General features: G+C 37.0%; 12 protein-coding genes and 1 tRNA gene. All 13 read right to left on the bottom strand.

Translation table 11 applies throughout. The features are described 5' to 3' along the window. Positions 1 to 73: 73 nt before the first annotated feature. The 13 genes from PF028_RS00380 to rpmG all read right to left on the bottom strand — a co-directional run bounded on the left by PF028_RS00380 (position 74) and on the right by rpmG (position 12,993). Positions 74 to 250 (bottom strand): hypothetical protein, encoded by a 177-nt coding sequence (locus PF028_RS00380; protein ID WP_270860687.1) that lies wholly within the window; start codon positions 248 to 250, stop codon positions 74 to 76. A 1-nt stretch (position 251) separates the two neighbouring features. Further along, a complete protein-coding gene (locus tag PF028_RS00375; protein ID WP_270860686.1) occupies positions 252 to 539 on the bottom strand; it encodes a type II toxin-antitoxin system RelB/DinJ family antitoxin in 288 nt (95 codons plus the stop codon). A 91-nt stretch (positions 540 to 630) separates the two neighbouring features. Then, entirely contained in the window at positions 631 to 1,017 is a 387-nt protein-coding gene (locus PF028_RS00370; protein WP_270860685.1) for a DoxX family protein, read from the bottom strand. Between the two features lie 50 nt (positions 1,018 to 1,067). Continuing rightward, the gene (rpoC, locus tag PF028_RS00365; RefSeq protein ID WP_270860684.1) at positions 1,068 to 5,579 is read right to left on the bottom strand and encodes a DNA-directed RNA polymerase subunit beta'; all 4,512 of its coding nucleotides are present in this window, start codon (positions 5,577 to 5,579) and stop codon (positions 1,068 to 1,070) included. Then, a complete protein-coding gene (gene rpoB / locus PF028_RS00360) occupies positions 5,572 to 9,714 on the bottom strand; it encodes a DNA-directed RNA polymerase subunit beta (RefSeq protein WP_270860683.1) in 4,143 nt (1,380 codons plus the stop codon). Before rpoB ends, rpoC begins: the two co-directional genes overlap by 8 nt. Before the next feature lie 97 nt (positions 9,715 to 9,811). After that, the gene (gene rplL, locus PF028_RS00355) at positions 9,812 to 10,189 is read right to left on the bottom strand and encodes a 50S ribosomal protein L7/L12 (RefSeq protein WP_270860682.1); all 378 of its coding nucleotides are present in this window, start codon (positions 10,187 to 10,189) and stop codon (positions 9,812 to 9,814) included. A gap of 21 nt (positions 10,190 to 10,210) precedes the next feature. Continuing rightward, positions 10,211 to 10,690 carry a 50S ribosomal protein L10 gene (gene rplJ / locus PF028_RS00350; protein WP_270860681.1) on the bottom strand — a complete coding sequence of 160 codons (480 nt, stop codon included), beginning with the start codon at positions 10,688 to 10,690 and terminating at the stop codon, positions 10,211 to 10,213. A gap of 108 nt (positions 10,691 to 10,798) precedes the next feature. Beyond that, entirely contained in the window at positions 10,799 to 11,500 is a 702-nt protein-coding gene (gene rplA / locus PF028_RS00345) for a 50S ribosomal protein L1 (protein WP_270860680.1), read from the bottom strand. Between the two features lie 56 nt (positions 11,501 to 11,556). Then, positions 11,557 to 11,982, bottom strand: a complete 426-nt coding sequence (gene rplK, locus PF028_RS00340) for a 50S ribosomal protein L11 (protein WP_270860679.1) — start codon at positions 11,980 to 11,982, stop codon at positions 11,557 to 11,559. A gap of 15 nt (positions 11,983 to 11,997) precedes the next feature. Then, the gene (nusG, locus tag PF028_RS00335) at positions 11,998 to 12,528 is read right to left on the bottom strand and encodes a transcription termination/antitermination protein NusG (RefSeq protein ID WP_270860678.1); all 531 of its coding nucleotides are present in this window, start codon (positions 12,526 to 12,528) and stop codon (positions 11,998 to 12,000) included. A gap of 12 nt (positions 12,529 to 12,540) precedes the next feature. Beyond that, positions 12,541 to 12,717, bottom strand: coding sequence for a preprotein translocase subunit SecE (gene secE, locus PF028_RS00330; RefSeq protein ID WP_270860737.1), 177 nt, complete (start codon positions 12,715 to 12,717; stop codon positions 12,541 to 12,543). Positions 12,718 to 12,729: 12 nt separating this feature from the next. After that, positions 12,730 to 12,805 (bottom strand) — tRNA-Trp (locus PF028_RS00325). 14 nt (positions 12,806 to 12,819) lie between these two features. Next, the gene (gene rpmG / locus PF028_RS00320; protein WP_270860677.1) at positions 12,820 to 12,993 is read right to left on the bottom strand and encodes a 50S ribosomal protein L33; all 174 of its coding nucleotides are present in this window, start codon (positions 12,991 to 12,993) and stop codon (positions 12,820 to 12,822) included. Between the last annotated feature and the right edge of the window lie 24 nt (positions 12,994 to 13,017).

Raw genomic sequence — 13,017 nt, 5'->3', positions numbered from 1 at the left:
TGATTTCGATAACTTCGATTGTCAGTATATCATCGTGTTTTTCGCCGATTACTCGGTAATGAATTCCTACATACTATTTCCAGCGATTTTCGTATCCTTCCATTTTGCCACAGTTTTTCAACGCAAATGGATTTTCTATTTTTTCAAGCTCTCTTAAAAATGTTCGTATTTTCAAAGCAGACTTTTTATCGCCTTTTTCTATTTTGATTAGACCTTTTTCGGCTTTGTTTTTTAAATTGATTTTATACATTTTATTCACCAAACATTTCGGCTCTTACTTCTTTGATTATGGCTTCTTGTTGGGCTTTTGGTAACTTTTCAAATTCTCCGTCAAGTCTTTTGATAGTCGGCGATTCGTCTAATGAATAACCATTTCTTTTTTCTTTCAAAACCTTAAACGGCAAACCGCCTACTTTTAAGGCTTGTTTTAAAAATATTCTAAGGGCCGTTGTGGTATCAAGTCCCAAATCAGCAAACAACTCATCTGCTTGTTTTTTTAATTTTTCATCTACTCTTAATTGTATTAAACTTGTAGCCATTTTAAATCCTTTTGTATGAAATTTAATTGATTTTGTATTATATCATATTTTTAATTCATACAAATAAGAAATGTCAAAATAAATTATAAATTCAATCTTTAATAATCGCAAAGCGTCCGCCGCCGCAGACTAGCAAACAAAAAGAAATTCCGATATAAAGGTATAAAATTTCGGCTGCAAAACCGCCGTGAGAGCTCATCGCAGTTAAATCAGGGTAAGCAACATAAAGTATAATGCCACATAGTCCTAAAACTAGCAAGGCACCGATTCGGCAAAATAGCCCAAGAATAATCATCACAGGCGCAACAATCTCGCCCAAATAGACACCATAAGCTACAAATTCAGGGATATTTTTTGCTACAAGCATACTTTTTACGCCACCAATGCCGTTCATTATCTTTGCAACGCCGTGCATAAAAAGGCAAACGCCAAGCGCCAAACGCAAAATTAAAAGCCCAAAATTTGTATAACTTCTCATAATATCTCCCAAATTTAAAAAAGGTGGAGCTATTGCCCCGCCTTTGGAAGTTAGTTATTTTTTATTTTTACGATTTTATCTTGATACAAGCCTGTTCCGACTGGAATCGTGCGACCTAAAATAACATTTTCTTTTAAGTCTTCAAGATAATCAAATTTACCTGCTATCGACGCTTCTGTTAGAACTTTTGTAGTTTCTTGGAACGAAGCAGCCGAAATAACGCTATCAGAACCAATCGCCGCTCTTGTAACACCAAGCAACACAGGCTCAGCAATCGCAGGTTCGCCGCCCATAGCCATAACTTTTTCGTTTTCTTCACGGAATTTTCTACGGCTGATTAAATCGCCTGTGATGAAATTTGTATTTCCGCTATCTACGATTCGCACTTGGCGAAGCATTTGCGAAACGATGATTTCGATATGTTTATCGTTAATCGCAACGCCTTGTGAGCGATAAACTTGTTGAATTTCGCTTATCAAATAGTAGTGAAGTGCCTTTTCGCCTAGAATTCTAAGCACATCGTGGCTACTTACGAAACCTTCTGTCAAGCGTTCCCCTGCATGGACAAATTCGCCGTTTCGAACTTGAATTTGGCGAGATTTATCTATTAAGTATTCAGCCGTTGTGCCGTCGTTTGCTTCGATGATGATTCTCTCTTTTGAGCGAAGCGGTTTATCTAGTCTGATAACGCCGTCGATTTCAGCGATGATAGCCGTATTTTTTGGTCTTCTTGCTTCAAAAAGCTCAGAAACGCGAGGCAAACCACCGGTAATATCTTTTGATTTCGCAACGGCTTTTGGCGTTTTTGCCAAAATATCGGCTACTTTTACCATATCGCCGTTATTTACGAAAATCGCAGTATTTGCGCCAAGATTATATTTAACTAGCTCTTTTTTAGAAGTTGCGATTATAATCGCAGGTTTTACGCCTTGCGGTAAGTATTCATTGATAACCAAACGGCTTTGACCTGTCATTTCGTCATATTGCTCACTAGCAGTGTATCCTGGTTCAATATCTTCAAACGCAATCACACCTTCGCTTTCTGCGATAATCGGCGTAGAGTAAGGATCCCACTCAGCGATAACTAGTCTATCATCTTTTTGTGGTTTAGCAATAACGCTTTTTGCTTCGACTTTTGAGTTATCATCGTATTGGATAACTGATTCGCGTGGGATATAGTGGCGAATCGCCTCTCTTCCGTCTTCATCGGCAATAACGACAAACATACCTTTTTCAGCGACTATGTAGCCTTTTTTAAGATCTTTTAATCTTTCTAAATAATCACCTTTTAAGATGAAATATTTTAGCACACCTTTTGCCCCTGCTTTGATGATTTGCGTTACAGGTTCGCCGTCTTTTACCATCAATTCACTAGCAAAAGGAATTCGGTTTGGCACATTCCAGCCTTCTTTGATAACCTCAACCAAACTTTCGTTTTCTTGAATTTTCTCGCCGTTTGCATAAGGTAGGTGGAATTTACCTTCAACCTTACCGCTAACACCTGCTAACTCGTTTGGTTTAGCCAAATCGTGGCGTCTAATGGTGTATTTAAATTCTTCTTTTTTGTTTTTAACAGAGATATTAACATCATCATGGGTAATATCTATGCTTACAACGCCGTCAATCGGAGCTTTTATTTTAGGCTCAACAAGCAATACGGCTGAATTTCGTCTATTCATAACGATTTGTTTTCCGCCGTTTTCTTGTGTGTTGATATTATAATATCTAATAAAGCCCTCTTTTTGCGCTATAACTTGACGATCTTGTTGTTCAGTCGAAGCAGTACCACCTTGGTGGAAAGTTCGAAGTGTAAGCTGAGTTCCCGGTTCGCCGATTGATTGGGCTGAGATGATACCGACTGCTTCACCCGGTTTTACTAGTTTTCCTTCGCCCAAATTCACACCATAACATTTCGCACAAACGCCTTTTGCAGCTTTACAAGTAATCGGAGTTCTAATGCTAACAGATTTAATACCTGCATCAACGATAGTTCTAACAGAAATTTCATCAAGCAAAGTGCCTTCGCTAAATAAAACTTCATTTGTAATAGGATCGATAATATCAGAGCTTAAAACTCTACCCATAATGCGGTCTTCCAAGCTCTCTACTAACTCGCCGTTATCGGTGATTTCAGTTATTTCGATACCTTCGTGTGTGCCACAATCGTCCATTGTAACTTTTACATTTTGAGCGACATCGATTAGCTTTCTTGTTAGGTAACCAGCATTTGCAGTTTTAAGCGCGGTATCGGCAAGACCCTTTCTAGCGCCGTGCGTAGAGATGAAGTATTCTAGCACATTTAGACCTTCGCGGAAATTTGAGATAATCGGAGTTTCGATAATACTTCCGTCAGGTTTAGCCATAAGTCCCCGCATACCTGCAAGTTGCCTAATTTGGTTAGCACTACCCCTAGCTCCTGAGTCAGCCATCATATAAATAGAGTTAAATCCGCCCTTGTCGTTTCTAACAAGCTTCATCATCTCTGTTGCAACTTGGTTGTTTGTATCGGTCCAAATATCGATGATTTTGTTGTATCTTTCGCTATCGGTTAGCAAACCGGCACCATATTGGTTTTGAATTTCTCTAACGCTTTTTTTCGCTTCTTCGATAAATTTGTGTTTTGAATCAGGCACGATAATATCTGCAACTGAAATCGAAATTCCCGCTTTTGTCGCTGATTCGAAGCCTAAATTTTTAAGATTATCTAAGAACTGAGCACTGACTTCAAGTCCGCCTTTTTTATAGACATTATCGACCAAATTCGCAATGTCTTTTTTCTTCATAACTTTATTCCAGTCATCTTCTGTGATAAAATCAGGCAATATTGATTTTATAATCAAGCGACCGGCAGTTGTAAATGTAGTTTTGCCATCAACGATAGTTTTGATTTTTGCGTGAATATCAAGCGAATTTGCTTCAACGGCAACCATAACTTCATCGACATTTGCAAAAATTTTGTTTGTGCCTTTTGCGTTTTCTTTTTCCAAAGAAAGATAGTAAATTCCAAGAACCATATCTTGCGACGGAACTGCAACAGCCTTACCGCTAGCAGGAAGTAAGATATTCATAGAACTTAGCATTAAAACCTTACACTCAGCAATCGCTTCTTGGCTTAATGGAACATGCACAGCCATTTGGTCGCCGTCAAAGTCGGCGTTAAAAGCTGCACAAACTAACGGGTGCAAGCGAATTGCCTTTCCTTCAACAAGCACAGGGTGAAATGCCTGAATAGACATTTTGTGAAGTGTCGGCGCACGGTTAAGCATAACAGGGTGATCTTGAACTACTTCTTCAAGGCACTCCCAAACTTCGTTCATCTTGTTTTCAATCATTTTTTTGGCTTGTTTAACGGTTGTTGCGTAGCCTTTTTCTTGAAGTCTAGCTATCAAATGTGGCTTGAAAAGCTCCAATGCCATAGTTTTAGGAAGACCACATTGATCCATTCTTAGTTTTGGACCAACGACGATAACAGAACGACCAGAGAAATCAACCCGTTTTCCTAGCAAATTTTGTCTAAAACGACCTTGTTTTCCTTTGATGATTTCGCTTAGTGATTTTAACGGGCGTTTGTTTGCACCTTTAACGGCATTTGCTCGTCTGCCGTTATCAAAAAGCGCATCGACTGCTTCTTGAAGCATTCTTTTTTCGTTGCGAATAATAATCTCAGGTGCATCAAGCTCCATAAGTCTTTTAAGGCGTGAATTTCTGTTGATTACTCTTCTGTATAAATCATTTACATCAGAAACTGCGAATTTACCGCCATCAAGGCTTACTAACGGTCTTAAATCAGCCGGTAATACAGGCAAATTCGTAATCATCATCCACTCAGGTCTATTGCCCGAATTTAAGAAGCTTTCGATAACTTTTAATCTTTTTACGATAGTTTTTTTCTTAGCTTCTGAATTTGTGTTTGCCATTTCATCTTTTAAGCTATTTAAAATTTCGACCAAATCAAGCTCTGCAAGCATATCTCTGATAACTTCGCCACCCATTTTAGCCACAAAACCGGTATGGGCGTATTTGTTATTTAAAGATTGATATTGCTCTTCATTTAAAACTTCATATTTTTCAACTTTTTTTGAATTTTCGCTATCGTAATACGCTTCACCTGCATTTTCTACGATATAAGCTTCATAATACAAAACGCGCTCTAAATCTTTCATTTTTACATTTAAAAGCGTTCCGATTCGGCTTGGGAGCGAATTTACATACCAAATGTGAGCCACAGGAGTAACTAGCTCGATATGACCCATTCTTGTGCGGCGAACTTTTGAAGTTGTGATTTCAACGCCACATTTTTCGCATTTCCAGCCACGATAGCGCATTTTTTTGTATTTTCCACAAATACACTCGTAATCCCTAACAGGACCAAAAATTTTAGCACAAAATAGTCCGTCTCGCTCAGGTTTTAGTGTGCGATAATTGATAGTTTCAGGCTTTTTAACTTCGCCGTAGCTCCATGATTTAATCTCATCAGGACTAGCTAGTTTTATCTGAAACGCATCAAAATCGTGTGGTCTTTGATCTTCTTTTACATCAATTTGTCTTAAATTCTCACTCATTGTCATCACCGCTTTCATAAATTTCAACATCCAAAGCAAGAGATTTTAACTCTTTTGTCAATACAAAAAATGTCTCTGGGATACCAGTAGATGGAACATTTTCGCCTTTTGTTAAAGCTTTATAAGCTGCAAGTCTGCCCTCAACATCATCTGATTTGATTGTTAGCATTTCTCTTAGCGTGTAAGCCGCGCCATAAGCTTCTAATGCCCAAACTTCCATTTCACCAAATCTTTGACCGCCAAATAGTGCTTTACCGCCGACTGGTTGTTGTGTAACAAGGCTGTAAGGTCCTGTGCTTCTAGCATGGACTTTTTCATCGACAAGGTGGTGAAGTTTAAGGTAATACATACAACCCACATTTACGCGTTCTTTCATCTTTTCGCCTGTGCGTCCGTCATAAAGCTCGGTTTTGCCGTCGCTATCGATTCCTGCCATTTCAAATAGTTTTTTGAAATCTTCCGGCACGATGCCTTCGAAAATCGGAGCGGCAAATCTAACGCCTTTGCTCCAATCTCTTGCGTATTTTAACAACTCTTCATCGCTTAAATTTTCAATCGCTTTTTTAGCGTTCATTAGTTTTGAAGTTCCTGCGATTTCAACCATTTTAGCTCTTAAATTTGCAAGCCACTCGCCTGTTTTTTCTTCTAAAATTTGCTGAATTTGCTCACCCAAACGCCAACCGACAAGTCCTAAGTGGCTTTCCATGATTTGACCGATATTCATACGGCTTGGAACGCCTAGCGGATTTAGAACAATATCCACTCTTTGACCGCTTGGCAAGTAAGGCATATCGACTTCCGGGACGATGTTTGAGACGATACCTTTATTTCCGTGTCGTCCTGCCATTTTATCGCCGACTTTTAGTTTGCGTTTAGTTGCGACATAAACTTTTACAAGCTTAACAACACCGCTTGGCAAAATGTCATCTTTTTCCAAAATTTCGATTTTTTCATCGTGTTCTTCTTTTAGCTTTTTCTTTTCATTTTGGAAATGGTTTTTAAGCTCGTCGTATTGTTTTTGAATTTTCTTTGAATATCCTTTAACAAACGAATTTAGCGTAAATCTATTTGAATTTTCCAAATCTTCTTTTTTAACAAAATCGCCTTTTTTATACTCAGTTTTATTTAGAGTTTGAGCGCTTTCTAGCGGATTTTTAGAAAGAAGCGAAATAACTTTTAACATCTCTTCTCTATCTAACATTAAAAGTCTATCGTGGTGTTCTCTTTCTAGCTCTGTTCTTTCTTCTTCATAAGCACGAATTGTTCTAGGATCTTTTTCGTAACCTTTTTTAGTGAAAATTTTCACATCAATTACAACACCTTCCATAGAACTTCCGGCATATAATGATTTATTTACCACATGCCCTGCTTTTTCGCCAAAAATAGCTCTAAGAAGTCTTTCTTCCGGGGTTGGTTTTACTTCGCCTTTTGGAGTTACTTTTCCTACCAAAATCATACCCGGTTTTACATGGGTTCCGATTTTTACGATACCGCTTTCGTCCAAATGAGTTAGCTCTTCTTCTTTTACATTTGGAATATCTTTTGTAATCTCTTCAACGCCGTCTTTTAGCTCTCTTGCTTCAATCTCTTTTTCGTAGATATGAACGCTTGTGTATTCGTCTTTGCGAATCATTTTTTCACTTATTACAACGGCATCTTCGTAGTTATAACCATGCCACGGCATAAACGCGATTAGAGCATTTTTACCAATAGCCAACTCGCCGCCGTCCATACTAGCGCCATCTGCGATGATTTGACCTGCTTCAACGCTATCGCCTTTTCGCACAATCGGGTGTTGAGTAAAGGTTGTATTTTGGTTGGTGCGTAAATTTTTCTCCATTGAATAATGGTCAATAAACGGACCTTTTTCATCTTCGCCTAAGATAAAGATATTTTTATTATCTACTTTTTCTACGATTCCGGCTCTTTTTGCTTTAATGGCTTCCCAAGAATCTCTTGCGATAGTTGCTTCCATACCTGTTCCTACGATCGGAGCAGTTGAGTATAAAAGCGGAACTGCTTGGCGTTGCATGTTTGAACCCATTAGCGCACGGTTGGCGTCATCGTGTTCCAAGAAAGGAATAAGCGAAGCTGCCACTCCTGCAACCATACCGCTACAAAGGTCGATTAAATTTATATCTTCTCTTCTTGCCATTATGGTTTCGCCGTCTTTTCTAGCTTCAAGTAGCTCTTCGGCGATATTATTTTTAGCATCTAATTTCGCAGAAGCAGGTGCGATATAAAGCCCTTCTTCTTGTGTTGCGGTTAGATAAACGATTTCATCGGTTACTTTGCCATCAACGACTTTTCTATACGGAGCTTCGATAAAGCCAAGATCATTTACTTTTGCGTAAGTTGCAAGAGTATTGATAAGACCGATATTTTGACCTTCCGGAGTTTCAATCGGGCAAATTCGTCCATAATGCGTCGGATGAACATCTCGCACTTCAAAACCGGCTCGTTCTTTTACTAAACCGCCTTCGCCAAGAGCTGATAATCTTCTTTTATGCGTAACTTCGCTAAGCGGATTTGTTTGATCCATAAATTGGCTTAACTGACCGCTTGTGAAAAATTCCATTAAAGTTGTAGTTATCATTTTTGGATTTACAAAATCATAAGGCATAAGCTCTTCGATATTATTGCTTAGGCTTGTAAATTTATCTTTTATAGCTTTTTGGACTTTGATAAATCCTAAATGAAGCTCATTTGCCAAAAGTTCGCCGATAGCACGAATTCTTCTATTTCCCAAGTGATCTCTATCGTCGATAAATCCTTGTCCGTTTTTAACTTTAATCAAATATTTTGCAGTTTTGATAATATCTTCATTTGTCAAAACGGTTACAAATTCAGGCACACTAAGACCTAATTTGTGATTCATTTTCATTCGTCCTACTTTTGTAAGATCGTATCTTTCAGGGTTGAAAAATAAATCATTTACAAATGCTCTTGCAGCGTCTTTTACGACAGGCTCTCCCGGTCGCATAACTTTGTAAATTCTAATCGCAGCCAAATCATTTTCGTCATCAACGCCTTCTGTTTGTTGCAAAAGTTTTAGCGTTTCTGCATCTTGGATAAATGAATTTATGATTGAGTTATCAACACCGATAGCCAAATCATTTGCTATGTTAAATTCGCTTGTGATTTCGCCGATTTTGGCTAATTTTACTTCATCAAGCGCAGTTAAGGTATCAAATAAAACTTCGCCGCTTTCGCTATTTATGACAGGATCGCTTAAATATCTTTCAACCAAAATTTCAGTCGGATACTCTATAAATTTAAGCCCGTCTTCGACTAGTTTATCTGCTTTTTTCTTGGTTAAGCGTTTTCCTGCTGAGTGTAAAATCTCGCCTTTTTCGTTTTTAATATCATAATCAACCCTACCGGCGCTATATTCATCAGGATTAAAATCTGTCAAAAATTTGCCGTTTTTAATATAAATAGTTTTAATCGGATAAAATAGCTTGATAATGTCTTGTTTTTTATATCCTAATGCCCTAAATAAAATCGTTATAGGCATTTTTCTTCTTTTATTAATTCGAACATAAAGCACATCTTTTGCGTCATATTCGAAATACAGCCAACTTCCCCTATCAGGGATAATTTGAGCCGTAAAAATTAGTTTATTAAGCACAGTTGGGCTTTCTTCTTCTTTAAAGATAACGCCAGGACTTCTGTGGAGTTGATTTACAACAACTCTTTCAACACCGTTTATAATAAATGAAATTCTATCTGTCATCAAAGGAATTTCACGGATAAAAATTTCTTGTTCTTTTATATCTTTTACGCCGATTTTTTCGCCTGTTTTTTCATCTTTATCATGGACTATTAGGCGAATTTTCATTTTCAAATTTACACAATATGTAAGACCTCTTTCCATGCACTCTCTAATGGAGTATCTAGGTTTAGAAATCTCGCTACTTACATATTCTAAACTCAATCTATTTTGAGAATCATGAATAGGAAAAATTGATTTAAAAACCTTTTCGATTCCACTTTCATCGTCAGAATTGTCAAGATTTAAAAAGTGATCAAAACTCTTTTTTTGAAGTTGTAATAAATTTGGAACATCAATCTCTTTTGGAACTTTGGAAAAATCCACTCTAAGACGATTTCCTGAATATAAGCTATTTAGCATTTAGACTACCTCGTAGTTGTATATTTTAAAAAGAAAGAAGTGCTAAATTCAGCGAATTTAGCACACATTAGTTTCGAAAAGAAAATTCTTTTCTCAATTATTTAAGCTCGACTTTTGCTCCGGCTTCTTCTAATTCTTTTTTAGCTTTTTCAGCTTCTTCTTTATTTAGTCCTTCTTTAAGAACTGACGGTGTTCCTTCAACAGCGTCTTTTGCTTCTTTTAAGCCTAGACCAGTTAAAGCTCTAACTACTTTAATAACACCGATTTTATTTGCACCAGCGTCAGTTAAAACAACATTGAATTCTGTTTTTTCTTCTGCTGCTTCGCCACCTGCTGCACCACCAGCTGCACCAGCTACCATAACAGGAGCTGCGCTAACACCAAATTTTTCTTCGAATTCTTTTACCAATTCGCTAAGTTCTAAAACTGAAAGATTAGAAATAAATTCTAATACATCTTCTTTTGTAATTGCCATTTTTAATCTCCTAAATTTTTATTATGCTGTTTGTTCTTTTTTTTCTTTAAGCGCATTTAAGCCGATTGTAAAATTTTGAATCGGTGCGTTCCAAACTTGAAGTAACATTGCGATAAGTTCGTCTCTTGAAGGCATTTTTGACAATGCAACGACTTTTTCCACACTTGCAACTTCGCCGTCGATAAAAGCTGTTTTTAATTTGAAAAATTCATTTTTTTCTTCAAATTTAGCAGCGACTTTACAAACTGAAAGCTGATCGCCCCATAAGAAAATATTTGTATCTTTAAAACTCATACCTTCTTTTTCGGCATTTTTAAGAGCGATATTTGCTAGTGTATTTTTTATGATTTTAACTTTTACATTTTGTTCTTTTGCGCTATTTCTTAAAACTTCAAGTTGTTTAACGCTAAGACCTTTAAAATCGGAAACGACAATAGCTTCGCTAGCTGCGAATTCATCTTTAAGTTCTGCTAAAATTTTAGCTTTTTCATCTCTCGTCATACAGGTTCTCCTTTCCGATCGGTGATTTCAGGAAGAGCGGGTTAAATTTAACCCGATTAAGCAAAAGCCTCTAACCCTCTCCAATCTAAGATAAAAAAATTTATTTAATTATTTTAAATCCATTAGTTCTTGACTATCAAGTGCAACAGACGGGCTCATTGTCAATGACAATGCAGCTGATTTGATATATTTGCCTTTTGCAGTTGATGGTTTGTGTTTATTCAAAGTTTTTACAAACGCATTAACATTATCCAAAAGTTGTTCTTTGCTAAAACTTACTTTTCCAAGACCTGCATGGATATTTCCTTGTTTATCAACACGGAAATTTACTTGACCGCCTTTTGCGTTTTTAACAGCTTGTGCAACATCCATTGTAACAGTGCCTGTTTTTGGGTTTGGCATAATGCCTTTTGGTCCTAGAATTCTACCAACTTTACCTACTAAGCCCATTAAATTTGGAGTAGCGATTAAAACATCAAAATTTATATTGCCTTTTTGAATTTCTTCGATTAAATCATCGCTTCCAACTACATCAGCACCTGCTGCTGTGGCTTCATCTGCTTTTGCATCTTTTGCAATAACGCCAACGCGAACTTTTTTACCGGTTCCAGCAGGAAGTATAACAGAACCTCTAACCATTTGATCAGCGTGTCTTGGATCTACATTTAATTTTAGTGCTATTTCAACTGTTTCATCGAATTTAGCAGAAGCTAGTGTTTTTACTGTTTCAACAGCTTCACTTAAAGCATAAGCTTTGTTTGTATCAACTTTTTTTAAAAGTTCATTAAATCTTTTTGAATTTTTTGACATAAATTTTCCTTCGCATTAGTTTGCTTCCGCCTTTATAACCTTGGCGGTAAAAGGTATTAATCTACTATGGTTATACCCATAGAGCGTGCAGAACCAGCTATAATTTTAGCAGCTTGTTCTTTATCTTTTGTGTTTAAATCAGCGATTTTTTTATCAACAATCTCGAAAATTTGAGCTTTTGTCAATTTGCCGACTTTATTTTTTAACGGATTATCCGAACCTTTTTGAATTCCAGCTGCTTTTTTGATTAGATCAGTTGCAGGTGGTTGTTTTGTAATAAATGTAAAACTTTTATCAGCATAAACAGTGATAACAACAGGGATATTATAACCTGCCATATCTTTTGTTCGCTCGTTAAAAGCCTTACAAAATTCCATAATATTAACGCCTTTTTGACCAAGCGCAGGACCAACCGGTGGGCTTGGGTTAGCTTTTGTAGCGGCAATTTGTAATTTAATTTCGCCTATAACTTTCTTAGCCATAAACTTTTCTCCTTATCAAACTATCTTTTCAACTTGTGAATATAAAATTTCAACCGGTGTGCTTCTACCGAAAATAGAAACATTTAAGCGAAGTTTTCCATGAATCATATCGTATTCTTCGACTATGCCGTTGAAATTTGCAAACGGACCTTCGGTTATTCTAACCGTTTCGCCTTCGTCAAAGAAAATTTTTGGCTTAGGTGCTTCTCGGTTATTTACCTTTTCTAAAATAACTTCAATATCTTTTTCCGAAAGCGGAGACGGCTTTTTTGCTTCGCCGATAAATCTGCTAACTCTCGGTAAAGTTTGAATTTTATGCCATAAAGCAGTATCCAAATCCAAATTTGCAAAACAATAACCCGGATACAAGCTTCTTTCTTTTATGGTTTTTTTACCATTTTTTACTTCGATAACATCTTCTGTGGGAACTAAAACTTCCCCTACTTGCTCGGTCATTCCATAATCTTGTGCAAGTGCCTCAATGGCTCTTTTAACAGCCATTTCGCTTCCTGCATAAGTTTGGATAGCATACCATTTATGTGCCATAGCAGACCTCACTTACGATGCGCTAATTAGACCTGACATAATCGCATCAACCAAAGCCAAAAATAACGCTATAACGAAAACTACTACGATTACCGCTACATAAGCGTTTCTAGTTTGTTCTTTGGTAGGAAAGATAACCTTGTCTAATTCCGATTTTGATTGACTATAATATTCTTTAACTTTTTCCATATTAAACCTTCGTGGCAGGGCAAGAGGGATTCGAACCCCCAACCATCGGATTTGGAATCCGGCGCTCTACCGTTGGAGCTATTGCCCTAAATGGCGTAAATACTAGCTCTTTAACTTAACTTCTTTATGAACTGTGTGTTTTTTAAGTCTTGGGCAATATTTTTTAAGTTCAACTTTTTCAGTTGTAGTTTTGCTATTTTTATAAGTTGTATAATTAATATCACCGCATTCTGCACATTTAAGACCGATTTTTATTCTACTTGAATTTTTTGCCATTTTAATAAACCCTTTAAAAATTAA

It is taken from the genome of Campylobacter sp. CN_NE2 (assembly GCF_027797465.1).
Lineage (GTDB): Bacteria > Campylobacterota > Campylobacteria > Campylobacterales > Campylobacteraceae > Campylobacter_B.
The sequence above is the reverse complement of the archived record's forward strand: the minus strand, read 5'-3'. Positions and strand labels throughout refer to the sequence as shown.

Coding starts and splice junctions, on each gene's coding strand:
- PF028_RS00380 (WP_270860687.1), bottom strand. CDS start 250: ATGTATAAAATCAATTTAAAAAACAAAGCCGAAAAAGGTCTAATCAAA.
- PF028_RS00375 (WP_270860686.1), bottom strand. CDS start 539: ATGGCTACAAGTTTAATACAATTAAGAGTAGATGAAAAATTAAAAAAA.
- PF028_RS00370 (WP_270860685.1), bottom strand. CDS start 1,017: ATGAGAAGTTATACAAATTTTGGGCTTTTAATTTTGCGTTTGGCGCTT.
- rpoC (WP_270860684.1), bottom strand. CDS start 5,579: ATGAGTGAGAATTTAAGACAAATTGATGTAAAAGAAGATCAAAGACCA.
- rpoB (WP_270860683.1), bottom strand. CDS start 9,714: ATGCTAAATAGCTTATATTCAGGAAATCGTCTTAGAGTGGATTTTTCC.
- rplL (WP_270860682.1), bottom strand. CDS start 10,189: ATGGCAATTACAAAAGAAGATGTATTAGAATTTATTTCTAATCTTTCA.
- rplJ (WP_270860681.1), bottom strand. CDS start 10,690: ATGACGAGAGATGAAAAAGCTAAAATTTTAGCAGAACTTAAAGATGAA.
- rplA (WP_270860680.1), bottom strand. CDS start 11,500: ATGTCAAAAAATTCAAAAAGATTTAATGAACTTTTAAAAAAAGTTGAT.
- rplK (WP_270860679.1), bottom strand. CDS start 11,982: ATGGCTAAGAAAGTTATAGGCGAAATTAAATTACAAATTGCCGCTACA.
- nusG (WP_270860678.1), bottom strand. CDS start 12,528: ATGGCACATAAATGGTATGCTATCCAAACTTATGCAGGAAGCGAAATG.
- secE (WP_270860737.1), bottom strand. CDS start 12,717: ATGGAAAAAGTTAAAGAATATTATAGTCAATCAAAATCGGAATTAGAC.
- rpmG (WP_270860677.1), bottom strand. CDS start 12,993: ATGGCAAAAAATTCAAGTAGAATAAAAATCGGTCTTAAATGTGCAGAA.